Annotated in this window: 17 protein-coding genes, 1 tRNA gene and 1 pseudogene; 11 read left to right on the top strand and 8 right to left on the bottom strand. The window is 64.2% G+C overall.

The features are described 5' to 3' along the window. Nucleotides 1-169: 169 nt before the first annotated feature. The gene (locus tag HND55_10350; protein ID QKK03004.1) at nt 170-1,918 is read right to left on the bottom strand and encodes a thiamine pyrophosphate-binding protein; all 1,749 of its coding nucleotides are present in this window, start codon (nt 1,916-1,918) and stop codon (nt 170-172) included. A 300-nt stretch (nt 1,919-2,218) separates the two neighbouring features. Here HND55_10350 and HND55_10345 point away from each other — a divergent pair, with 300 nt between their 5' ends. The 3 genes from HND55_10345 to HND55_10335 are packed head-to-tail and all read left to right on the top strand — an operon-like array spanning nt 2,219 to nt 4,973. Then, nucleotides 2,219-2,962 (top strand): glycosyltransferase family 2 protein, encoded by a 744-nt coding sequence (locus HND55_10345; protein ID QKK03003.1) that lies wholly within the window; start codon nt 2,219-2,221, stop codon nt 2,960-2,962. Beyond that, nucleotides 2,959-3,252, top strand: coding sequence for a hypothetical protein (locus HND55_10340; GenBank protein ID QKK03002.1), 294 nt, complete (start codon nt 2,959-2,961; stop codon nt 3,250-3,252). The genes HND55_10345 and HND55_10340 overlap by 4 nt, the downstream gene beginning before the upstream one ends. Then, entirely contained in the window at nt 3,252-4,973 is a 1,722-nt protein-coding gene (locus HND55_10335; GenBank protein QKK03001.1) for a glycosyltransferase family 39 protein, read from the top strand. The genes HND55_10340 and HND55_10335 overlap by 1 nt, the downstream gene beginning before the upstream one ends. 27 nt (nt 4,974-5,000) lie before the next feature. Here HND55_10335 and HND55_10330 read toward each other — a convergent pair whose 3' ends face one another. Beyond that, nucleotides 5,001-6,032 carry a TIGR00341 family protein gene (locus tag HND55_10330; protein ID QKK03000.1) on the bottom strand — a complete coding sequence of 344 codons (1,032 nt, stop codon included), beginning with the start codon at nt 6,030-6,032 and terminating at the stop codon, nt 5,001-5,003. A 120-nt stretch (nt 6,033-6,152) separates the two neighbouring features. Between HND55_10330 and HND55_10325 the strand changes: the two genes are divergently transcribed. Both HND55_10325 and HND55_10320 read left to right on the top strand, forming a co-directional pair. Beyond that, complete coding sequence (locus HND55_10325) at nt 6,153-6,500, top strand: PadR family transcriptional regulator (GenBank protein ID QKK02999.1); 348 nt, start codon at nt 6,153-6,155, stop codon at nt 6,498-6,500. A 3-nt stretch (nt 6,501-6,503) separates the two neighbouring features. Then, the gene (locus HND55_10320) at nt 6,504-7,871 is read left to right on the top strand and encodes a hypothetical protein (protein ID QKK02998.1); all 1,368 of its coding nucleotides are present in this window, start codon (nt 6,504-6,506) and stop codon (nt 7,869-7,871) included. A 510-nt stretch (nt 7,872-8,381) separates the two neighbouring features. Here HND55_10320 and HND55_10315 read toward each other — a convergent pair. Beyond that, nucleotides 8,382-9,530: a DSD1 family PLP-dependent enzyme gene (locus tag HND55_10315; protein ID QKK02997.1), complete on the bottom strand. Its 1,149-nt coding sequence runs from the start codon at nt 9,528-9,530 to the stop codon at nt 8,382-8,384. An 88-nt stretch (nt 9,531-9,618) separates the two neighbouring features. Here HND55_10315 and HND55_10310 point away from each other — a divergent pair, with 88 nt between their 5' ends. The 4 genes from HND55_10310 (at nt 9,619) to HND55_10295 (ending at nt 13,310) form a co-directional block, all read left to right on the top strand. Then, complete coding sequence (locus HND55_10310) at nt 9,619-9,873, top strand: BrnT family toxin (GenBank protein QKK04080.1); 255 nt, start codon at nt 9,619-9,621, stop codon at nt 9,871-9,873. Between the two features lie 288 nt (nt 9,874-10,161). Continuing rightward, the gene (locus HND55_10305; GenBank protein QKK02996.1) at nt 10,162-10,434 is read left to right on the top strand and encodes an antitoxin; all 273 of its coding nucleotides are present in this window, start codon (nt 10,162-10,164) and stop codon (nt 10,432-10,434) included. A 35-nt stretch (nt 10,435-10,469) separates the two neighbouring features. After that, nucleotides 10,470-13,172, top strand: coding sequence for a phosphoenolpyruvate carboxylase (gene ppc, locus HND55_10300; GenBank protein ID QKK02995.1), 2,703 nt, complete (start codon nt 10,470-10,472; stop codon nt 13,170-13,172). 62 nt (nt 13,173-13,234) lie between these two features. Beyond that, nucleotides 13,235-13,310: transfer RNA gene (locus tag HND55_10295), tRNA-Thr, on the top strand. 216 nt (nt 13,311-13,526) lie between these two features. On the opposite strand, the pseudogene HND55_10290 reads toward HND55_10295, so the two are convergent. Together HND55_10290 and HND55_10285 are read right to left on the bottom strand one after the other, a co-directional pair. Beyond that, nucleotides 13,527-14,842 (bottom strand): annotated as a pseudogene (locus tag HND55_10290) (mechanosensitive ion channel). Nucleotides 14,843-14,862: 20 nt separating this feature from the next. Beyond that, nucleotides 14,863-15,948: a hypothetical protein gene (locus tag HND55_10285; GenBank protein QKK04079.1), complete on the bottom strand. Its 1,086-nt coding sequence runs from the start codon at nt 15,946-15,948 to the stop codon at nt 14,863-14,865. Between the two features lie 364 nt (nt 15,949-16,312). Here HND55_10285 and HND55_10280 point away from each other — a divergent pair, with 364 nt between their 5' ends. Then, nucleotides 16,313-16,606, top strand: a complete 294-nt coding sequence (locus HND55_10280; GenBank protein ID QKK02994.1) for a DUF1778 domain-containing protein — start codon at nt 16,313-16,315, stop codon at nt 16,604-16,606. Beyond that, nucleotides 16,599-16,955 (top strand): hypothetical protein, encoded by a 357-nt coding sequence (locus HND55_10275; GenBank protein ID QKK02993.1) that lies wholly within the window; start codon nt 16,599-16,601, stop codon nt 16,953-16,955. Before HND55_10280 ends, HND55_10275 begins: the two co-directional genes overlap by 8 nt. Nucleotides 16,956-16,968: 13 nt before the next feature. Here the strand turns inward: HND55_10275 and HND55_10270 are convergent, their stop codons facing one another. The 3 genes from HND55_10270 to HND55_10260 are packed head-to-tail and all read right to left on the bottom strand — an operon-like array spanning nt 16,969 to nt 22,059. Further along, nucleotides 16,969-20,067, bottom strand: coding sequence for an efflux RND transporter permease subunit (locus tag HND55_10270; GenBank protein ID QKK02992.1), 3,099 nt, complete (start codon nt 20,065-20,067; stop codon nt 16,969-16,971). After that, the gene (locus HND55_10265) at nt 20,064-21,437 is read right to left on the bottom strand and encodes an efflux transporter periplasmic adaptor subunit (GenBank protein QKK02991.1); all 1,374 of its coding nucleotides are present in this window, start codon (nt 21,435-21,437) and stop codon (nt 20,064-20,066) included. The genes HND55_10270 and HND55_10265 overlap by 4 nt, the downstream gene beginning before the upstream one ends. After that, complete coding sequence (locus HND55_10260; GenBank protein ID QKK02990.1) at nt 21,421-22,059, bottom strand: TetR/AcrR family transcriptional regulator; 639 nt, start codon at nt 22,057-22,059, stop codon at nt 21,421-21,423. Before HND55_10260 ends, HND55_10265 begins: the two co-directional genes overlap by 17 nt. Between the last annotated feature and the right edge of the window lie 91 nt (nt 22,060-22,150).

The raw sequence follows: 22,150 nt of genomic DNA, 5'->3' as shown, positions 1-22,150 counted from the left end.
GAAACTCACCTTCATCTATATTTGCCCAAATAAGCCTTCGCAGAACGTAGCGAGCGGGCGGCTGACGGTGGCCGCCGGAGCGCAGGAACCGCAGTGTATGTGCGAATACATGAGGATTTCGAGCACCGCCGGACGCCGTCAGTCGCCCGCGCAGTAGTTCTGCGGAGGCTTATCCTTTCGGTTCCTCGTGCATCTTCTTGAAGTGCATCAGCCCCGGCGCCCACATGTGCTTGACCGGGTCGACGTCGACGTGGATGACGGCGCAGCCGCCCGATGCCAGGGCGCGCTCCAGCGCCGGTTTGAGTTCGGCCGCATCCGAGACGCGTTCGCCGTGGGCGCCCATCGCCTCGGCCAGCTGGTCGAAGGCGATCTCGCCCAGGTCGGCCTTGATGGTCTCCTCCGGTTTGAGCGACTTGAACATGAGGGTTTTCAGCGGCTTGAGCGCGAATTGCTGATTCATTTTCACCATGCCCCACTGTTTGTCGCACAGCACCAGGTAGATCACTTTCAGCTTGTTGCGCACCGCCGTTTCGATTTCCTGCGGATGAAAACCGAAGGCGCCGTCGCCGATGATGCAGCACACCGGCCTGTCGGGCCGGGCGATGGCCGCGCCGATGGCCTGGGCCATGCCGGCGCCGAGCATGCCGAACTTGAAGGTCGACAGCACGCGGTTGGGTACGCGGGCGTGGTGATGGAACATCGCCCAGATGGCGGTGTTGCCGCCGTCGGCGACGATCGGTGAGTCGGGGTCGAAGACTGCGTTGCAGGTGGCGGCCACGTGCGCCGGGTGCATGGGGACACCGTCGTGTTCCAGCGCCTTGTTCCAGTCGGCGCGGTCCTTCTCGATCTGCTTGCCGTATTCGGAAACCCGCTTTCTGCGCGAATCGATACTGGCCGACTTGCGCTCGGCCAGGGCGCGGGCCAGGGCGTCGAGGAACCTGCCGATATCGGCCTGGATGGCCAGGTCGGCGGGCTTGTTGAGGCCGAGCATGCTGGCGTCGAGGTCGACCTGGATGGTGGTCTGTTCGGAGGCCTTGCGCCAGTAGGGCGGCTTGCCCCACCAGTCGGTCTCGCCCACGCGCGAGCCCAGGACCAGTACCGCGTCGGCGTCGTTGCGCACCTGGTGGTTGAGCTTGACGTGCGGCATCGGGATGGCCAGCGGCGAATCCTCGCCCAGCACTCCGCGTGCCGCCCAGCTGGTGGTGACCGGCGCATGCAGCTGCTCGGCCACGCGCTCGAGCGCGTCGAAGGCCTGGGCGTGGATCACGCCGCTGCCGGCGTGGATCATGGGCGCCTCGGCCCTGGACAGCAGCTCGGCGGCCTGCTCGACCTGCTCGGGGGTGGGCGAGAGCGGCTCGGTATTGCGGTATTGCTTCGGTTGCCACAGCGCCGGCAGGGACTTGAACTTGCCGTTCATGATCGTCTCGGGCACATCGACGTGGACCACGCCGGGCCGGCCGTCGAAGCACGCGCGGAAGGCCTTGCGCATCAATTCAGGCACGCGCTCCCAGGAAGAAACCGCTTCAGAGAACTTGCCGATCCGGCCGATCACGCCGGCCTGGTCGAAGCACTGGTAGGCGCCGCCGCGGTCGGGGTACATGATCTCGGGCCGGCGCGCGCTGGTGATCGCCAGCACCCGGTTGCCCTCGGCCTGCTCGACCACCAGCCCGGGCAGCAGGTTGGCCACGCCCGGGCCGTTGGAGGCCATGCAAACGCCAAGCCTTCCGGTCAGCCGCGCGTAGGCGCCGGCCATGTGCGCCGCGCAGGTCTCGTGTCGCGGCGTGACGATTTCGATGCCGAGCCGGTCGAGTGCCGAGTAGAAGCCGAAGTAGGTGCCGTCGATGATGCCGAAAACCTTCTCGACGCCCTCGGCCTGGAGCATGCGGGCGACCAGTTCGCCGCCGTGATGATCAGCCATGCCTGTCCTTTTCGTGGTCCTTTTCGTGGGCGGTTGGCGGTGCCCGGGTGGGCAGCGTCCGGTGATTCCAGTGTAGGTGATGTCAGGCTCGATGCGGGTTCGCCAGTTCACACCAGGGGTCTGGAATGATCATTGCGTCATTCGCCGTATTCACCGATGGCCATATCAGTGGTGAAATCATCAGTGCGGCATAAGGGGGCGACTCCCGTTTCGTTAATGATCTTAACGGATTCTATTGTCGAGCTTAACCGCGTATTTGCGGGTTACCTAATATTTTAGGACTTTTGAACAAAGGGTCAGATGGATATATCGATCATCATTCCTGCCAGGGACGAGGGCAGCAATCTTCCCGAATTGCTGGATGAGGTACAGGCGGCGATGGAGCCGCTTTGTGAGGCTTATGAGGTGTTGGTTGTCGATGACGGATCGGTGGACGACACCTGGCCCATGCTGGTCAAGCGCGCGGCGGAGAATGCGACGCTTCGACCGCTTCGACATATCTCCAGTGTCGGTCAGAGCACTTCGATCTGGCAGGCAGCCCGGTACGCGCGCGGGCGCTGGCTGGCCACGCTGGATGGAGACGGGCAGAACGACCCGGCTGATTTGCCGCGGCTGCTCGAACGGGCACACGAGAGAGAGCTCGAAATGGTGGTCGGGCATCGCACGGCCCGGCGCGATACTCGACTCAAGCGCCTGTCATCGCGGATTGCCAATGCGGTGCGCTCAACGCTGCTGCGCGATAGCACGCCCGACACGGGTTGCGGCATCAAGGTCATTGACCGAAGTGCCTTCCTGCACTTGCCTTATTTCGATCACATGCACCGGTACCTGCCGGCACTCATCCAGTTCCAGGGCGGTCGCTGCGAATCGGTGCCGGTCAATCACCGTCCCAGGGGTGCTGGGGAGTCGCACTACGGGCTGAACAATCGTCTCTGGGCCGGATTGCTGGACCTGATGGGCGTGATGTGGCTCAAGAAACGCTGCCGGCTGCCCGCCGAATGCGGGACACTGGTGGGCAAGGCAGATGAGGAGGAGCAGGCATGAATTCACCCTGGTTCTGGCTGGCCATCGGATTTCTCGGCCAGGCTCTTTTTTCGGCCCGCTTCCTGGTGCAGTGGGTTGTCAGCGAGCGTGCCCGTCGCAGCGTGGTGCCCCTGGCGTTCTGGCTGTTCAGCCTCGGCGGTGGTGTCACGCTGCTGATCTATGCCATCCACCGCCAGGATCCGGTCTTCATCGTCGGGCAGGCGAGCGGGCTGTTCATCTACAGTCGCAACCTGATGCTCATATACGGCGAGCGACGCCGGGAGGCGAACGTAGACGGCGTGATCGACTGATGCACGGTCCGGCTGGAGATATCCGCCGCCTCTCGGAAGGGCGGCTGGCCTGGCTGTTTCTCGCCGCGCTGGTGGTGCTGGGCACGGGAATCGGGCTGCGCGATCCCTGGCCGGCCGACGAGCCGCGTTTTGTGCTCAACGCGCTGGAAATGATCGAGACCGGCAACTGGCTGATCCCGCATCGCGGCGGAGAGCCTTACCCGGACAAACCGCCGGTTTTCATGTGGGCCACGGCCATTTCCATCATGGCGACCGGCTCGGTGCGCCTGGGTTTTCTGCTGCCATCCTTGCTTGCCGCCCTGGGTACGTTGTGGCTGGTCGTTGATCTGACCGGGCGCCTGCACGGTCGACGTATCGCCATGCTCGCCGGCCTGGCGCTTTTGTCGACCGTGCAGTTTGCCCTACAGGCCAAGATGGCGCAGATCGACATGCTGGTCACCTTCTGGATCACCCTGGGCGCCTACGGCATGTTTCGCCACGCTTTGCTGGGCCCGGCGCGATCATGGTGGTTTGTCGCTTGCGCGGCCATGGGGCTGGGCGTGATTACCAAGGGCGTCGGGTTTCTGCCCCTGCTGATGATCCCGGTGTGGCTGGTCATGGCGCGGCGCGGCGACGCCCATCCGCTGTCATCCGGCGAGCTGCTGGCCGGTTTGGGCGTTCTGCTGGCGGCCATTGCGCTGTGGGTGGTGCCGATGGTGATCCATACCACCGTCAGCGGCGACCCGGCCATGCTGGCTTACCGCGACGATATCCTGCTCCGCCAGACGGCTGAACGCTATGCGGAACCCTGGGGGCATATCCGGCCTTGGTACTACTTCATTTTCGCGGTGGCGCCCTGGGCCTGGCTGCCCCTGTGGCTGGCGCTGCCCTGGGCGCTGCCGAACTGGTGGCGGCGACTCCGGCGCGGGGACGCGCGTACCGTCCTGCCGTTGTCCGGTGTCTTGCTGGTGCTGATCTTTTTCAGTCTTTCTCCGGGCAAGCGCGGCGTTTACCTGTTGCCGACCGTGCCGCTGCTGGTGCTGGCACTCGCACCGCTCTTGCCCGGACTGCTGGCGAGACGCGGTCCCAACTGGCTGGCAACGGGCATTGTCGTGCTTCTCGGCGGCATGCTCGGCACGGCTGGCACCCTGGGCTGGCTCGGTTTCGAGCCGCTGTCGGAACTGGCCGACAAGCACGATGCAAGCCCGTGGTTCTGGTGGGCCCTGATGGGCGCTGCCATGGTCTTGCTGCTGGCCTGGTTCAGGCCCAAACGCGGCGTCATGGCGCTGGCGCTGTGGCTCGGTTTGTTGTGGTGCACCTTCGGGTGGCTGTCCTGGCCCGACATGAACGGCAGCCGCTCGCCGCGCGAGTTGATGCAGCGGGTTGCTGAAATCAGCGGCCCGGAGAAATGGCTGGCCGTTCATGATTTCGGTGAGGAATTCGTGCTCATGGCCCGCCAGCCGACTGTTCACTTCGGCTACTCGACGCCCGATGACCGGGAGGCGGCAAGGGCCTTCGACTGGCTGGCTGCCTCGCCAGGCGAGCGCTGGCTTCTGATCGCCCATGAACATGCTGGACTGGTTGACTGCGTGGACATGGACAGGACATACGACCTCGGCTTCCAGAACAGCCAGCACTGGTGGCTCGTTCCGGGCCATGCGGCCATGGGCTGTCGGGGCGACCCGCACGCCGCACCCGTTTACGTGGCTCCGACCTCGCTGCGCCCGTCGCCGTATCTCTGAGATATCGACGACCCGAGCCGGGCCGGTTCAGCCGGGCGAGGGCAGGCGCAGGTTGTAGTAGATGAACCCTACCGCGAGCGCGGCCAGGATCAAGAACCAGAGCACCATGAAGAGAGTCGCCGACCGACGGGCGCGTTTCTTTTCCCACCACTTGCGCGGCGTGATGCCGCGGCTCAGGAAAACCGCCATCGCAGCGAGGTTCAGCGCGGCGATGTTGGTGCTGTAGAGCAGGGCGGCCCCGGCCGCTCCCTTCCAGTGGCCGGCCCCGGCCAGCAGTGCGGCGACCAGCAGCGGCGGCAGTAGGGCCACGGCGACCATCACGCCGACCAGCGCCCCGGCGATGCCACTGGTGGTCGCCAATGCGCCGGCGCCACCGGCGGCCAGGGCAAGGACCAGGTCGAGCTCGCTGATGCGGGTGCGGCTTGCGATCTCGGGCAGGGTCGGGTCGGCGTCGAATACCCACCCGCAAGCCAGGCCGAGCGCCACGGCCACCACCACCCCGCTCATCCCGGTCTTGATCGCTCTGAAACCCAGGCGGGTGTCGGCCAGCGTGGCCGCCAGCGCCAGCGCCATGTTGGGGCCGAGCAGGGGAGCGATGACCATCGCGCCTACAATCACCGCGACGTTGCCCTGAACCAGCCCGACGGCGGCGACCACCGAGGAAAAGAAGACCATCCAGAGGTATTCGGCATTAAGGCGGGCGTTCTTTCCGACCTGCGCGTGAAGCTCGATGCGGCTGAGGCGATCGGCCTCTTCCTGGTTCTCTTCCTCGCCTTCGATGCTGGTTTCGGTTTCTTCATCCGGCTCGGGCGGTGCCGGCAGCGTGGCCTCGACCGCGTACAGCGTCATCCGGAAATCGTCGTAGCGCTCGGCCAGCGATTCGAAGTGGTTGACGAAGTTCTCGACCTGGCGCTTGCACACCAGAACGCGCAATATGCCGCGCTCGCCGGAGGGATCGGCGAAGGCGTCGATCTCGAGTGGTTCGAGTTCGGCCACGCGGTTTCTCAGCCCGTCTATTCGGTCAACCGCCAGGCTCATCTCGATCAGGCGCACGTCCATGTCGGCATTATCCCCATTCAGTTTCGGTCGTAAAGCATTGACGAACACATATCTTGCTATACGTTGGAGATCTATGTATAGTTCCGCTATGTATAAATCGCGGCCTGGGTGCCGTCCGCCATGGAAATCAACAAGGAGCTCATCGCCGCCTCATCCACCCCGCTGGTGCTGGCCATCCTGACCGAGGGCGAGAGCTACGGCTACGCCATCGGCAAGCGCGTGCGCGAGCTCTCCGGCGGGCGGCTGGAATGGACCGACGGCATGCTCTATCCCGTGCTGCACCGGCTCGAGAAGCACGGTTTCATCGAGGCGCACTGGGCGGTGGCCGACACCGGCCGCAGGCGCAAGTACTACCGAATCACCAGAAGCGGCCGCGAGCAGCTCGTCGAGCAGCGCCGGCAGTGGCAGGCGGTCGAGGACACCCTGCGCGACATCTGGCCCTTTACCGATCGGCTACAGGAAGCCTGAACCATGACCACGCCTGAATCGAGCCGGCGGCTCGAGAACCGGATCGACCAGTGGCGCGATTTTCTTCGCCGGCGCCGCGCCGTCCGTCCCGTCGACGTCGCCGAGCTCGAAGACCACCTGCGCGAGCAGATCGACGCCCTCATTGCCGCCGGACTGGATTGCGACGAGGCCTTCCTGGTCGCGGTCAAGCGCATGGGCGATCTCGACGGCCTGTCGCGGGAGTTTGCCCGCGAGCACTCCGAGCGGCTGTGGAAGCAGATGGTCATGCCCGGCGGCGCCGACGATCTGTCGGGCCGGAACCCGCGTGATGCCGTTGTTGCCTTCTCGCTGGCCGCGGCCGCGGCGGTGCTGTTCAAGCTGCCCGCGCTGTTTGGCGCCGACATGGTCGCGCACGCCGCCTTCTACATGCGCAACATCGGGTTCTTCGTGCTGCCGCTGCTGGCCGGCTACTTTGTCTGGAAGCGCGCGCTCGACCACCGCATGATCGCCCGACTGGCGGCCGCCTTCGGCATCGCGCTGCTGGCGGCCAATTTCTATCCGATGGAAGAACAGGACGTCACCCTGGTGCTGACCACGCTGCACCTGCCGGTGGTGCTGTGGCTGCTGGTCGGCATGGCCTACGCCGGCCAGCGCTGGTCGGGTATCGACGGACGCATGGATTTCATCCGGTTCACCGGCGAGCTGTTCATCTACTACGTGCTCATCGCTCTGGGCGGCGGCGTGCTGGTCGGCCTGACCGCGATGGTGTTTTCATCCATCGGCATCGACATCGAACCAGTGTTCGAGTCCTGGCTGCTGCCCTGCGGCGCGCTCGGCGGCGTGCTGGTCGCGGCCTGGCTGGTCGAGGCCAAGCAGAGCGTGGTCGAAAACATGGCGCCGGTGCTCACCCGCCTGTTCACGCCGCTGTTCGCGCTGCTGTTGGTGGTTTTCCTCTCCACCCTGCTGATCAGCGGACGCGGCGTCGATGTCGAGCGCGAGATCCTGATCGCTTTCGACCTGCTGCTGATCGTGGTCCTCGGCCTGCTGCTCTACGCGGTCTCGGCGCGGGATGCCGCAAAGCCGCCGGGGCTGTTCGACTATGCCCAGCTGGTGCTGGTGATCAGTGCCCTGCTGGCCGACGCCGTCGCCCTGTGGGCGATCGTTGACCGCATCGGCGAAATGGGTGTCACGCCCAATCGCGTGGCCGGGCTGGGCCTGAATCTCGTGCTGCTGGTCAACCTGGCCTGGTCGGCGGTGCTCTACCTGCGCTTCGTGCGCGGGCGGGGCCGCTTCGCCGCGCTGGAGCAGTGGCAGACCCGCTACCTGCCGGTCTACGCCGTTTGGGCGGCGATCGTGGTGGTGGTGTTCCCGCCGCTGTTCGGTTTCGGCTAGCTGACCGTCAGGGATGACACCCCGACGAGCGGTGCCGAGGCCACTCCCGCGTTCACTGTAGGTCGGGGTCGCGTCCCCGACGGACGAGGTGTGGAACCGGCACGCGTGGCGGAATATCCATCGAACGTTCGAAAAAACCGCACAACCGCGGATGCCGGGGCCGCGTCCCCGACGGTCGACGCGGCGGATCGTTGTTGGCGTGGTTGTGTGTGAACCTAGTTGAGATGTTGTCCGTCGGGGATGCGACCCCGACCTACTCGGATGGGGTAATGAGGGTCCGTCGGGGATGCGACCCCGACCTACTCGGATGGGGTAATGAGGGTCCGTCGGGGATGCGACCCCGACCTACTCGGATGGGGTAATGAGGGTCCGTCGGGGATGCGACCCCGACCTACTCGGATGGGGTAATGAGGGTCCGTCGGGGATGCGACCCCGACCTACTCGGGTGGGGCAATGAGGGTCCGTCGGGGATGCGACCCCGGCCTGCGCGGGTCGGGCGATGCGATGGGCTCACCAGCCGCGGCAGCGCGCCAGTCGCTCCACCGGCCAGCCTTGTGAATCCACCATCCAGAAATGCTCGAACTGCCCGCCAGTCGCGCAGGCGTGATTGGGCAGGATGCGGAACCGGCGACCGATCGGGAACTCGTCGAGATTCAGCGGCTCGCCGTCTCTGCGGGCGAGGATGCCGTGCTCCTGGTTGGTGGCTTGAACGATGACATCGGGTAACAGGGCGCGACCGGATTCGTCACAGACCAGGCCGTAGCCGTGGTCGAGGGCCTGGTCCGCCGTGCCGCGGTCGCGCGAGAGCGCCATCCAGCCGGCATCGACAATCACCTGGCCGTGTTTGCCGCGGTGGCCGATCACCTCGGTCAGCACGGACAGGGCAATGTCATCGATGTCGCACACGCCCAGGCCGGCCATGACCAGGTCCATGAAGGCGTAGACGCCGGCGCGCACTTCGGTAACGCCCGTGAGGTCTTCGGCGAACATTGCCGTCGGCGTCGAGCCCACGCTGACCACCGGTGCCTCGAATCCGGCCGCACGAAGCGCCTCGACCGCAGTGACCGCGGCATCGCGTTCCTGACCGGCCATTCGCACCAGGCAGTCTCGATCCCTGCAGCCGTAGGAGCCGCCCGCGTGAACCATCACACCAGCCGGTGTTGCGCCACCATCGTGGAGGATCATGGCGGCTTCGATCAGTTCAGGGTCATCCGATCGAAATCCGGCACGATGACCGTCGGCGTCGATCTCGAGCAGCACCTGAAAATCGGTTCCATTTTCCGCGGCCGCGGCCGCAACGGCCCGGGCTGCTTCGGGGTGGTCAAGGACCAGGATCAACTCCATGCCCTCGGCCAGGCGCTTGGCTGCCTCAGTGAGCTTGCCCGGCGCGATGCCGACGGCATAGAGGAGGTCATCGATGCCGGCAGCAAAAAAATAGTCCGCCTCGGCCAGCGTGGAAACCGCCGCACCGCCGGGATGCCCGGCGATCATGCGCCGGGCCAGCTCGATGTTCTTCACCGTCTTCAGGTGCGGGCGCAGCGCAACGCCCAGGCGCTCGAGGTGCCGGTTCAGGCGCTCGACGTTGCGCGTAAAGCGTTCTTCATCGACCAGCAGTGCAGGGGTACTCATGTGGGTTGGCGTCATGACAGATCTGCCCATTGATGAGAGTCTGAGTGGACATTATGGCAGCCAGAGCCTATTCCTGAATCTGAATGCAAAAGGCACACATTGTGCTGCAATTCAGGCTGTGAAACCGATCACATGGAACCCGGACAAGAACAAGCTCCTCCAATCCGAAAGAAGAATTTCTTTCGAGGAAGTGGTTTATCACATCGCCGTTGGAGGCATCCTGGATACCCTGGAACATTCGAATCAGGAGCGCTATCCCGGACAGCAGATTCATGTGATCGAGATTGAAGGCTATGTCTATCTCGTGCCTTTTGTTGAGACGGAGGACGAGGTTTTTCTCAAGACCATTATCCCGAGCCGAAAGGCGACTTAGTGTACTGTCTGGCACTAATTACTGGTATCAGAGTCCCGCAAATGGTTCACAACAAGGCGCGAGCCGCAGGGCAGAGCGGGGCTCTGTTTAAGGCTTGCAACGCCGTTGTGGACCATTTGCGGGGCTCCCTTCGGGCGAGCCGCCAAGCGGCCATCTGCGGCGTTGCGCGCTCTTGAAAGGGAACCACCCTTCCGGCGAGCGCGCGCCTGGCAGCTGACCGCTTGGCGACTCGCTGATATCAGCAATTAGTGCCAGACAGTACACTAGAACCTATCTGGGAGATCCAAAATGAGCAGACTGGATCAAGAAGAGCGTGAAATTTACGAAGCCTTCGAGAACGGAGAGCTCGAGCGCTCGACGAATGCCGAGGACAGCCAGCTTCGTCATCGACAGTATGCCGAAGCCATGTTCAAGAAGGATGCGCGGATCAATATCCGGCTCTCTTCCAGGGACTTGAGAGGCTTGCAGAAGAAGGCGCTGGCGGAGGGGATTCCTTACCAGACCCTGATTGCCAGCATCCTCCACAAATACGTGGAAGGTCGTCTGCGCGAGGACTCATAGTCGCAAACGTTTGAACTCATCAGGCTAACCGCTCAATGAAACGTCAGGATATCGATTTCCCGCCCGAACACCGCCCGCTGCGCGACGACGTCAGCCTGCTGGGGGGCATGATCGGGGAACTGCTGCGCGAGCAGTGCGGGGATGGCCTGTTCGAGCGTGTCGAGACGGCGCGCTCGGCCGCCATCGCCCGTCGCACGGGCGAGGACGACGGGTCGGCGCTGCTGGCGCAGTGCCGCATCGACGACGCCGGGCAAGCCGACGCCTTCGTGCGTGCCTTCGCCGCCTGGTTCCGCATGGTCAACCTGGCCGAACAGGTCCACCGCATCCGCCGCCGCCGCGAGTACATGGCCGCCGGCGAGGGCGCTCAGCCGGACTCGCTGGCCGACGTGTTCGAGCAGCTTTCCGACCAGGGACATGACTGGGAGACCGTCCGCTCCCGGCTGGGCGAGCTGCTGATCGAGCCGGTCTTTACCGCCCATCCCACCGAAGCCACGCGGCGCTCGATCCTGGAGAAGGAGCAGCGCATGGCCACCTACCTGGTCGAGCGGCTCGACCCTGGCCTGTCGGAAAACGCGGCCAATCGCCTGGTCGATCGGGTGCGCATGGAGCAGACTATCGCCTGGCAGACGGCAGAGCAGTCGCGCTCGCGACCGACCGTGGCCGACGAGGCCGAGCACGCGCACTACTACCTGGCCAACGTGCTCTACCGCGTCGCCCCGGTGCTGCACGAAAACCTGGCCGAGGCCGCCAGCCGCGCCTGGGGCATGGACCTGTGGCCCGGCGATCTGCCGTCGGTGCTGCGCTTCGGCTCCTGGGTCGGCGGCGACATGGACGGCAACCCCAACGTCACCGGCGAGACGGTGATGGAGACCCTGACCGAACAGCGCCGCCAGGTGGTCGGCAACTATCTCGGGGAGATCCGCCGCCTCAATCGCCTGCTCAGCCAGACCGACGGCCGTGCCGGTATCGACCAGGCGGTGCGCGAGCGCATCAGCGCCTACCGCAAGCTGATGCCGCAGGTGGCCGAATCGATCCCCGCCCGTCATGCCGATATGCCCTACCGCGTGCTGCTCTACCTGGTCGAGGCACGGCTGAAGGCCACGCTGGAAGATGGTGAGTCCGCTTACGGTCACGTCGACGAGTTCGCCGCCGACCTGGCCTGCATTGCTGACAGCCTGAAGGAAAACCGGGGCCAGCGCGCCGGTCTGTTCCCGATCGGGCGGCTGCAGCGCCGCGTCGACATCTTCGGCTTCCACCTGGCCGCGCTCGACCTGCGCATCGACTCCGGCGACCTGCACGAAGCCGTCGCCGAGCTGATTGACGACTCCGACTGGCCCGAGCGCGACCCGCAGGAAAGAACCCGCTACCTCACCGACGCCGTAGGTCGGGGCCGCGTCCCCGACGGACGAGCTTCCGGCGCCACCCGCCCGGTCTACAAACTCCTCGCCGCGGCGGCCCGCGCCCACCAAAAATTCGGCGCCCGCGCCATCACCACCCTGATCATTTCCATGAGCCGCAACGCCGACGACATTCTGGCCGCCTGGTTCATGGCGCGCGCCGCCGGCGTGGCGAAGGACCGCCTCGACATCGTGCCGCTGTTCGAAACCGTCGACGACCTGATCGCGGCCGAAGGCGTCATGAAAGCGTTGCTGGGCCTGGAGGTGTGGCGCGAGCTGCTGGCCGAGCGCGACAACCGCCAGACGATCATGCTCGGCTATTCCGACTCCAACAAGGACGGCGGCATGGTCGCCTCGCGCTGGTCGCTGCAGGACGCCCAGCGCAAGCTGCTGGCGCTGTTCGACGGGCACGGCGTGAAGGTCACTTTCTTCCACGGCCGCGGCGGCACGGTCGGCCGCGGCGGCGGCAAGACGCCGCGGGCGGTGCTGGCGGCGCCGGCCGGTTCCGTCGGCGGACGGCTTCGCGTGACCGAGCAGGGCGAAGTCATTCATCGCAAGTACGGGCTGCGCACCATCGCGGTGCGAAATCTCGAGCAGACCACCGGCGCGGTCATCAAGGCCGGTTTCGTCGAGGTCGACCCCGATACCGAGACGGGCCCTTGGCGGCAGGCTCTGGCGCGCCTGGCCGAGCTTTCGCGCAACGCCTACCGCGACCTGGTCTACGGCGACGAGAGCTTCAGCGACTACTTCCGCCTGGCCACGCCCATCGACGTGATCGAGCGCCTGCGCATCGGCTCGCGCCCGGCCTCGCGCGCGAAAAAGACCGGGATTTCGGGCCTGCGGGCCATTCCCTGGGTGTTCGCCTGGGGCCAGTCGCGCCAGGGCCTGCCGGGCTGGTACGGCCTGGGCAGCGGACTGGAGCGGCTAATCAGCGAGATCGGTGTCGACTCGGTCGAGGAGATGGCGCGCGAATGGCTGTTCTTTTCCAACCTGCTGGCCGACGCCGAGATGGGCCTGGCGAAGGCTGACATGGGTATCGGGCGCCATTACGCGCGCCTGGCCGGTGAGCTGGGCGAGCGCTATTTCCCGACCATCGAAGCCGAGTTCGAGCGAACCCGCGAGATGATCTGCCGCATTCGGGGACAGGACGGGCTGCTCGACGGCGACCCCACGCTCAAGCGCTCGATCCTGCTGAGAAACCCCTACGTCGACCCGATGAGCTTCACCCAGGTCGAGTTGCTCGAGCGCTGGCGCGCCGGCGGCTCGAAGGACGAGGCCCTGGAACGGGCCCTGATCGACAGCGTCCACGGCATTGCCCAGGGGCTGCAGAACACGGGCTGAGTCGCGACTGTTTCTGGATGACAGACGCTGGCCAGAATCGGTATAATCCCCGGCTTGCCGGCGCCGGTGTAGCTCAGATGGTAGAGCAACGCATTCGTAATGCGTGGGTCGGCGGTTCGACTCCGTCCACCGGCACCAATCCAACCGTCTGATCCTGACGCAATGTCTGAGGTGTTCCCGCGTACCAAGAGCACGAGAATTCCCATCCGTGCCCAAGACGTGAGCTGTCCGGTCTTGCCGGAGGCTTCATCACTTAAAAGGACGGAGCCTTCGGCGAAACTGTGGCGATTCAGAGTCTCCCCTAAACCCAAGGCAGATCAAACAGCAGGGCAATCAGCATACCGGTCCAGTAGCTCATCCAGCCTCGTCTTCCTTGCCCTGCTGGACCGTGACCGGGGTGCGCATGATGACCTCGCGATGCGGGAACGGGATGTTGATGCCGTTTTCCTTGAACGTGTCCCATAGCGCGAGGAGCACAGTGCCGCGGATGTTCGTCAGCCCGCCCTGCGGGTCGTCGATCCAGAAGCGCAGCAGGAAATTGATCGAACTGTCTCCGAACTCCGTCATCCAGCAGACCGGCCGTTGGTATTCGGAATCGACACGATCAATGGCAGCGGCACTTTCCGTCGCGAGCCTGATCACCTCGTGCGGGTCCGAGCTGTAGGAAACACCGAACGGCACGTCCAGTCGAACGTACTTGTTCGAGAACGACCAGTTCACGACTTCGGTGGTGATGAAATCTTCGTTCGGGATCAGGTACTCACGTCCGTCACGAGTGATCACCGAGACAAACCGCGCCCGCAGTTCCCGAACCCACCCGAACGTGTCACCGAGACTGATTGTGTCACCGGGCTTTATCGACTCGTCCAGCAAAATGATGATGCCGGAAATGAAATTCGACACGACCTTCTGCAATCCGAAACCGATGCCGACGCCGATCGCACCGGACAGCACGGTCAGTGCAGTCAGATTGAGATCGAGAATTTGCATTCCTGCGAGAACGGCGAAGACCAACAGCGAGATCCGCGTGATCTTGCCGAGCAGCACCCGAAGCGACGGAGTCAGATCCTCGACCTTCTGGATGCGAGTGTCGATCAAATTTCCCAGCTTCAGCGAGACCCAAAGCAGGATACCGACGCCAATCAGCGAGGTCAGGACCCGCCACAAGGAAATATCCACAACCGGGATCACCGCGCTTTCGAGGATTGCTCGAATATCGTCTGTAACGCCAAGCAGCGCCGCTGCCACATAGACCCAGACGACGAGAGCAAACAGTTTGGCGAAGCTCTTGCGCCGAATGATTCGCGAAACGGCCGAAATGATGAGCCAGGCAGCGGAAAGCAGCATGGCGCCGTAGATCAGACTGTTGCTCTCCGGCCAGCCGCCGATGCGGGTCGCAATGTGAGCGATGCCGAGGAAAACAGCGATGAACAGCCATTGCAGTCGGCGCATGAACGCCACGATTACGCGCAGCAGACCGGGCATTCCGTGGATACGCCGCACTGCGTCTTCGAGCTTCTTTTCGACCAGGCCGGAAAGAATCCAGGCAGGAATGATGGCGACGACGATGATCCCGAACTGGAAAAGTACCTCCGACGAGCTCAGATACGCGAGCGACATCTCGTAAAACCCTTTCGCGTGTCCAACCAGCCGATCAATGGTCTCTTCATTCATCGGTGAAAACTTCCTTTTACAGGGCAGTAGGTGAAACTTCGCTTTCGGTACGCTTGGCCAATGTTCTGTCAGCACTCTTATTGCAGAGTCGAATCAGCGGCATTAGCGGTACAAGCAGCCAAAGACAGACAAAACGCGCAACAATCAACAGCGGCAATAACACGATCAACCAGATCACGAACTGACCGATCCAGATCGGCCAGCCTAGCCAGTGCGATAGATTGGCGCCAAGCGCGCTCACCAGGCTGGGGTGGCGAACGACCACGTAGGCGGCACCCGCTACCGCCGCGATCCTGGCCGTCCGGGACAATGCGGCAAAACGCCCGCCAGTCGCCAAAACGCCCGGCGCTCGAACGCTGGCCGGCCGGACCGTACGGGCGGCTTTTCCGGCCCGCAGCACCTTCACGGCAGTAGCCATCACGAGCAGGTCCACACCGGCCCAGCCAAGATCGCCTGCACCGACATCGTCACCCCGCCGCCACTGGCTTTCCAGATTGCGCAGACCGCTGGTAAAGAAGTCGCCGACGCCCGCTACCACGCGCTCACCCTGCAACCACTTCACTTCACCTTGCTCACTGACCATAAACTGGTTGAGCAGCGCGTGACCACTATCGTCAAGCAAGGCAATGCCCATCAGCCCGCGGCGGTAAGGGGTGAGCTCCGAAGAAGTGACTTCCGCCTCCTCGCGCCACCAGCGGCCAAGCTGCGCATAGCGCTCGCCGATCCAGTGCTGCGCGCGCAGCGTGGCCACATCGTGGCTGTGAAAGTAGCTGACAGGCAGGACGGCGTCGGCACCGAAGCGAACCAGCACATTCTGGAACTGCGGTTCCAGGCCGAACTCCACCAATACCGCGCGAGCCACATCTCCGTGGCGCAGAATGGCCAGGGAGCCGCTCATCCACAGTGCCTGATCAGAGGCGTAGTTCAGCAAGAGCGCATTGATCTCCAACGACTCGTGCTGCAGCATTGATTCAAGCGAAGGCAGGGCCCGCTGCGCTTCCAGGCGCACCAGCCTGGTTTCAAACGGCTCATGCGAGGCCAACGCTGATGCCAGCCCTGCAATGACGATCGCGGTCAACACTGTGATCTGCCAGGGTCGCATCGCTACCCACTTCACTGAATCGGAAGCCTGATTATGCCAGCGTACCCTCCGCCATGCCGAGTTCGACCCGGTCCCCCAGGAAAAGCGCCAGGCCAGTATCCGCAGCCGCCTGGCGACCGCCTTCTTCGGCACGATCATCTTGCCCCCGCACCTGGGGCTCGGGCGTGTTGGCAACAAACAGATTTGCCCGGTTTCGTGGCACATGATCTGTCCGGTCTTGTGTATCCGGACAGGTGTTGGGCTTGAGGGGCTCATGCAGCTCCCGCGGTGATGCGATGCGTTTCAGCGCGATTCCATCAGAAAACCGTTTGGAGCTTGTGGGTGCGCCATGATTTACGGAACTTGCCTGTACACAGATGCACCGATGGCCACCGCGTTGAACGTCGAATCGTCCGCACGCGATGCTTGGCTCGATTTCCGGCTCCAGAGTGAGCACAAGCGCCTGATCGAGCAGGCGGCGGTGGTCAGCGGCCAGTCGTTGTCGGAGTTCGCGCTGTCTCATTTGGTTGGGGCGGCGCGCGAGGCGGTTGATCAGGCCACCACGACACGGCTCAACCGGCGCGATCGCGACGCTTTTCTGGCGCTGATTTCGGCGGATGCCGAACCCAACGAGGCGCTCACGGCCGCTGCCGACCAATTCCGCCGTCGAGGTGCCTGATCGCGCCTGGTCAATCGAGAAACCGAGCAAGGGGCATGGTCGCAAGTCCTTTGACTGCGGCGTCTCAGAGCTCGATGAGACTCTGCAGCGCTTCGCGCGCCAGAACGAGGCGGCGGGGATCAGTCAGCACTTCGTGGCCGTGGATGCGCCGGGCGCTCCAGTGATCCATGCCGTCGAAGTGGTCGCTATCAACGAATCGGCGCGTTCGTTCTATCGGAACTACGGTTTCCACCCATTAAGAGATGATCGGCATCACTTGTATCTTCCGATCGCCACGGTCAAGAAGCCTGGCCTTGTTTGGCCGGGAAGCAAGCCCGGTAATCCGTTGTTGTGCGAAACGCCTTACTGATACGGTAAGCCCCTTATTCGGCCTTATCGGGTACCTTCGCCCAACCGAGATCCTCGAGGATGGCGTAAAGGGCCGGTAGGGCGAGCAGGATCAGGACGGTGGATACCAGCAGCCCGAAGACCACTGAGATGACCAGCGGTATGACGGCCATGGCCTGGGTGCTGGTTTCGGTCAGCAGGGGCAGCAGGCCGGCGACCGTGGTGCTGGTGGTGATCAGGATGGCGCGGAAGCGGGCCCGGCTGGCGGCGCCGGCCGCTTCCCGGGCGCTCATGCCTTGCTCCCGGAAGCGCTTGATGAACTGCACGAGCAAAATGGCGTTGTTGACCACGATGCCGGCCAGGGAGGCGGCGCCGATCAGCGATGGCATCGACAGGTTGTAGCCCATCAACAAATGCCCCCAGACGGCGCCCATGAAGGCGACCGGGATCGACAGCATGACAATGGTCGGTTCCAGGTAGCTCCGGAACTGGAAAGACAGGATCAGGAAGATTCCGAGCAGACCGATCACCAGTCCCCTTGCGATGGACTGCCCGGTTTCCCGCGACCGGGCGGTCTGGCCTTCGGTCTGGATGTCGATGTCGGGCCACTGTTGCCGAAGCTCGGGGAATACCCGGTTGCCGAGGTCGGTCACGATGGCGTTGGCGTTGGCTTTGCGGCCGTTGACGTCGGCCGAGACCGTGACCGTGCGGCGACCGTCGATGCGGGTGACCTGGGACCACTGCCGGTCCTCGACGATCGAGGCGACTTCGCCCAGCGGGACCATCTGGCCCTTGTCCGTTGTGATGACGGTATCTTCCAGGAACTGGCGGGTGTTGCGCTCGGCGCTGGTCTGGCGCACCAGGATCTCGATGTGCTGGTCGCCGATTTGTACCGTGTCCACGATGTCGCCGAGCAGACCCGTGCGGATCTGGCCGGCGACTTCCGCGGCGTTCAGGCCCAGAGACAGGGCGCTGTCGTTGAGTGCGAGAATCCGCTGCGGTTTCCCGGGGCGAAGATCATCGAGTACGTTGAATGTGCCTTCATAGGCGGCGATCCTGTCACCGAGATGACGCGCGGCGGCTTTCAGTTCGTCGAGATCCGTGCCCTGCAGGCGGATTTCGATGGGCACGCCGGCCGGGCCGAAGCCCGGCTCCTGGATATTGAGCGCGATCAGGCCGGGGATTTCGCCGATTTCCTCGTGCCAGCGATCGGTCAGGGTGGCCAAATCCACGGTCCGGGTCTCGGCCGTGAGCAGGTCGGCCATCACCGTCGCGACGTGGGCGCCTTTTTCGCCGGCCCCGGCATGCTCGTTGAAGCGGGTCTGGATGTTTCTGACCAGGGCTTGCCCGTCAGGCTGTTGCGGGGCGAATTCCTCGTTGATCCGGTGCATGGCCGCCGTGATCTGCCCGGTAATGGCCTGCGTCTGATGCAGCGGCGTGCCCTGCGGCATCAGGAGTCGGGCTTCCAGGACGTCGCCGTCGATTTCCGGCATGGCCTCCATGCGCACATAACCGCCGACCATCAGTCCGACGGAACCGAGGATGATCAGCAGCATGGCCGCCAGCACCCCGTAGCGCAGGCGAATGGCCCGGTCGGCCACTTGCCCGGCTTTTTCCCGGAGCTTTTCGAACCCCCTGTCGAAGGCCGTGCGAAATCGCGAGGGCGCCTTTTTCCGCTTGTCGCCGAGACCGCCCTTGAGGTGGTGGGGCAGGATCCAGAAGGCTTCGATCAGCGAGGCGGCCAGCGCGGCAATCAAGACCACCGGCAACACTTCCAGAACCGAGCCGAGCTCTCCGGAAAGAAAGGCCAGGGGGATGAATACGGACGCCGTGGTCAGAAACGATGACATCACGCCCGGCAGAATCTGCAGGGTGCCTTGCGCTGCGGCTTCCAGCGGGCTGCAGCCGTCGGATGCCCGCTTGGCGATGTTGTCGGTGATCACCACGGAGTCGTCCATGACGATACCGATTGCCATGAGCAGGGCGACCAGGGTGATCATGTTCAGCGAAAGCCCGGTCAGGGCCATCATCACGAACGCGCCGGCGAAAGCCGATGGCAGGCCGAACAGGGCCCAGAAGGCGAGCCTCGGGCGGAAGAACAGGGCCATGACCAGCCCCACCAGAATCAGGCCGGTGACGCCGTTGCCCACCAGCATCTGCAAGCGATCCTCGACGATCGATGTCATGTCCTGGGTGATTTTCAGTTCCACGTTGCCGTGCTGGCGGGCCTTCTCGTCCTCGACGAAGGTTTCCAGTGCGTCCATGACCCGCAGTGCATCGTCGTGGCGGTTTTTGTGCACCTGCAGAACGATGGCGCGGTGGCCGTTGAAATCGAGGCGCTCCTCTTCGCGTTCATGGATCCGGGTCAGGATGGCCAGGTCGCCCAGCTTCAGTACGGTGCCGCCTGGACTGCCGAGCACCGGCAGGTCGGCCAGCGCCTGCAGCGATCGTCTTTCGTCCACGAAGCGCAGCTGGATGTCGCGACTGTCGGTCTCCAGCGTACCCAGGGGCATATCGATGTTCTGGCTGGCGATGGCGCGGGCAATCTGCTGCACGCCAAGGCCGTACTGACGCAGTCGATCGCGGGAGACCTCGATCTGCCACTGGCGCTGGGACAGGCCAACGGTGATGACATCGGCCACCCCGTCCAGGGCGAACAGGCGGTCTTCCAGCTGGTTGGTGTAGCTCTCCAGGTGGCCAAAGCTCATCGGGCCATACACGGCGATGGCGGCGACCAGGTCGGTGCGGTAGAGCTCCCGGATGATGGGGTCTTCGGCTTGCTCGGGCAGGTCGGTCAAGGCCTCGATTTCGGTGCGGATATCATCCAGGAACCGGCCCATATCGCCCTGGGGCGCCATGCTCGCGATGGTCTGCGCCTGGTTGTCCCGGGCGGTGCAGGAGACCTCTTCCATGTCATCCACGCGCTGCAGGGCTTCACCCAGGCGCTGGCAGATGGCTTCCTCCACGTCGGCGGCGGTGGCGCCGCGGTATTCCATGGTGACGCTGACTTCCGGCGGCAGGTAGTCCGGAAATGTCTCCCGGGTCAGGTTGGGCGCGGCAAACAGGCCCGTGGCCAGAATGAGGATCAGCAGCAGGTTGCCCGCGGTGGGATGCCCGGCAAACCAGCGGATCATTCGCTTTCTCCGGCGGCCAGCCTGCGCAGCGTGTTCATGGCCTGGCCGTCGTGTCGGGGCTTCAGGGGCGTGCCCTCGATGGCGGGTACCAGATCGTCCAGTATCAGACGGTCGCCGGCTTCCAGGCCCCGATCGATCACGGCAAGCTCTCCCTGCTGCCAGGCGACTGTCACCGGCTGGCGTTTGAGACGGTCATCGCCGTCGGCCAGGTAGACCGCTCCCTGATGAACGGTGCTGGCCGGTACCACGATGACAGGCTCGGGCGTGGGCGCGGCGATGGTGGCCTGAACGAACATATTGCGAACCAGGGGCGGCCGGGCCGGCGGGTTGGCCCGGCGGTAGGGCTCGTCGACGGTCACCACCGCCTGGACGGTGCGCGTGACCGGGTCGAGGCTGCTGGTGATCCGTGTCAGACGTCCCGGCCAGCGACTGTCGGGCGCGCTGGTCGACTGCACCCAGGCGCTCAGTGAATCCAGCGGCAGCTGTTCGTGCAGGTCGGTAAAGCCCCCCGCATCCGCGCCTTCGCCGGCCGAATCTGGAATGGCCGAGACCTGGGACAGCACCTTGCGAAGTGCGGACACTTCCAGCTGGATGGTGGCTTCCGCTGCGCTGATGTCGTCGGCCACGAACAGGGTCTGGCCGGGGCTGACCTGTTGCCCGGTTTCGACTTCGGATTGGTGAACCCGCAGATCCCAGGGCGCCTCGAAGCGGGTGTCCTCGAGGTCCTCCCGGGCGCCGGCCAGGGCTGATTCGCTTCGGGCAAGGCGGGCATTCAGTGCGTCGCGCCTGACGGGAATCAGGTTGAGTTGATTGTTCAGCGACTGCACGGCCTGCTGTTGCTGCAGCGTCGCTCTTTGCTGTTCATCGCGCCGGGTTTCGGACAGGGAGCCACGGTCGGCCAGGGTTTCCGCCCGCTCCAGTTCGCGCTGTGCCAGGGCAAGCCGACGTTCCTCCAGCGCCAGAAGCTCGCGCGTGTTTAGTTGTTCCTGATCGAGCTGTCGCAGCTCGGCCTCCAGGCCGGCGATATCGGCCTGCGCCGAGGCTTGAGCCAGTTCGTAGCGAGTCGGGTCGATCTGCAGCAGCCGGGTGCCTTCCTGGATCAGGTTGCCGCTTTCCAGATCCGAATGACGCCAGACGATCCGGCCGCCCACGTTGGCCACGGCTTTCCAGCTTCGGGCCGGTAACACCTGGCCAAAGCCCCTGGCTTCGGAGCGAACCGTGAGGGGAGCGACTTCGACAATTCGGACGGGGGTTGCCGTTGTTCGGTCGCTTGTACGCTCGGGCGGCTGCTTCAATGCCAGCATCAGCGCGACGAAAGCGATGCCGGCAATCAGCGACAGGATGAGGACGAGTCTATTCTTTCGCGTCATGGGGTGTCTCCTGGAAACCGGCGCTGAACAACCGGAAGATGCGAGGCGCGGTTTGCTCGAGGGCACGCATGTCGCCATCGACCATGCCCTGAACCACCAGCCCCTGGATGGCCCCGAGGTAGAGAATGGCGGCGGCTTGTGTATCGATGGTCGAGGCGATGGTGCCCTGTTCGATGCCCCGATGGAGCACGGCGACGACTTTCTGGCGGTAGGCGGCCAGCGCCTGGCGAATCATGCGTTTCGCCGGCCGGTTGCCAGGTTTCTGGAGCTCACCCAGGATCAGCCGCGGAATGCCCGGGTGACGGGCAATGAACCCGATGTGGGCCAGAAACATGGCTTCCAGGGCCTGATCGGCTTGCTCGTGCTGATCGGCAACCGTGAAGACTTGCCGGGTCAGCTGCTCGGATACCCAGCCGGCGACCGATTCCCACAGGCTGTTCTTGTTGGGGAAATGCTTGAACAGGGCGCCCTGGGACAGCCCGATTTCACGCGCGATCCGGGCAGTGGTCAGGGTCGAGGGGTCCTGCTGGCCGCACAGGTGCACCACCGCTTCAACGGTGGCGGATTGGCGTTGCTCGGTGCTTTGGTAAACGCGTTTGGCGGGAGCCTGGTGGTTCGACATGGCGATCTGAAAGAAAGTAAGCAATTACTTTATTATCAATCACCATGTTCTAATATACAAGCCCCGGCCTTGCCGGAGAGCTCGGGCAGCT

It is taken from the genome of Pseudomonadota bacterium (genome assembly GCA_013285445.1).
Classification (GTDB): Bacteria; Pseudomonadota; Gammaproteobacteria; order Xanthomonadales; family Wenzhouxiangellaceae; genus Wenzhouxiangella.
The sequence above is the reverse complement of the archived record's forward strand: the minus strand, read 5'-3'. Positions and strand labels throughout refer to the sequence as shown.

Coding starts and splice junctions, on each gene's coding strand:
- HND55_10305 (QKK02996.1), top strand. CDS start 10,162: ATGAGCAGACTGGATCAAGAAGAGCGTGAAATTTACGAAGCCTTCGAG.
- HND55_10330 (QKK03000.1), bottom strand. CDS start 6,032: ATGGACGTGCGCCTGATCGAGATGAGCCTGGCGGTTGACCGAATAGAC.
- HND55_10345 (QKK03003.1), top strand. CDS start 2,219: ATGGATATATCGATCATCATTCCTGCCAGGGACGAGGGCAGCAATCTT.
- HND55_10335 (QKK03001.1), top strand. CDS start 3,252: ATGCACGGTCCGGCTGGAGATATCCGCCGCCTCTCGGAAGGGCGGCTG.
- HND55_10270 (QKK02992.1), bottom strand. CDS start 20,067: ATGATCCGCTGGTTTGCCGGGCATCCCACCGCGGGCAACCTGCTGCTG.
- HND55_10260 (QKK02990.1), bottom strand. CDS start 22,059: ATGTCGAACCACCAGGCTCCCGCCAAACGCGTTTACCAAAGCACCGAG.
- HND55_10325 (QKK02999.1), top strand. CDS start 6,153: ATGGAAATCAACAAGGAGCTCATCGCCGCCTCATCCACCCCGCTGGTG.
- HND55_10280 (QKK02994.1), top strand. CDS start 16,313: ATGGCCACCGCGTTGAACGTCGAATCGTCCGCACGCGATGCTTGGCTC.
- HND55_10340 (QKK03002.1), top strand. CDS start 2,959: ATGAATTCACCCTGGTTCTGGCTGGCCATCGGATTTCTCGGCCAGGCT.
- HND55_10320 (QKK02998.1), top strand. CDS start 6,504: ATGACCACGCCTGAATCGAGCCGGCGGCTCGAGAACCGGATCGACCAG.
- HND55_10285 (QKK04079.1), bottom strand. CDS start 15,948: ATGCGACCCTGGCAGATCACAGTGTTGACCGCGATCGTCATTGCAGGG.
- HND55_10315 (QKK02997.1), bottom strand. CDS start 9,530: ATGGGCAGATCTGTCATGACGCCAACCCACATGAGTACCCCTGCACTG.
- HND55_10350 (QKK03004.1), bottom strand. CDS start 1,918: ATGGCTGATCATCACGGCGGCGAACTGGTCGCCCGCATGCTCCAGGCC.
- HND55_10265 (QKK02991.1), bottom strand. CDS start 21,437: ATGACGCGAAAGAATAGACTCGTCCTCATCCTGTCGCTGATTGCCGGC.
- ppc (QKK02995.1), top strand. CDS start 10,470: ATGAAACGTCAGGATATCGATTTCCCGCCCGAACACCGCCCGCTGCGC.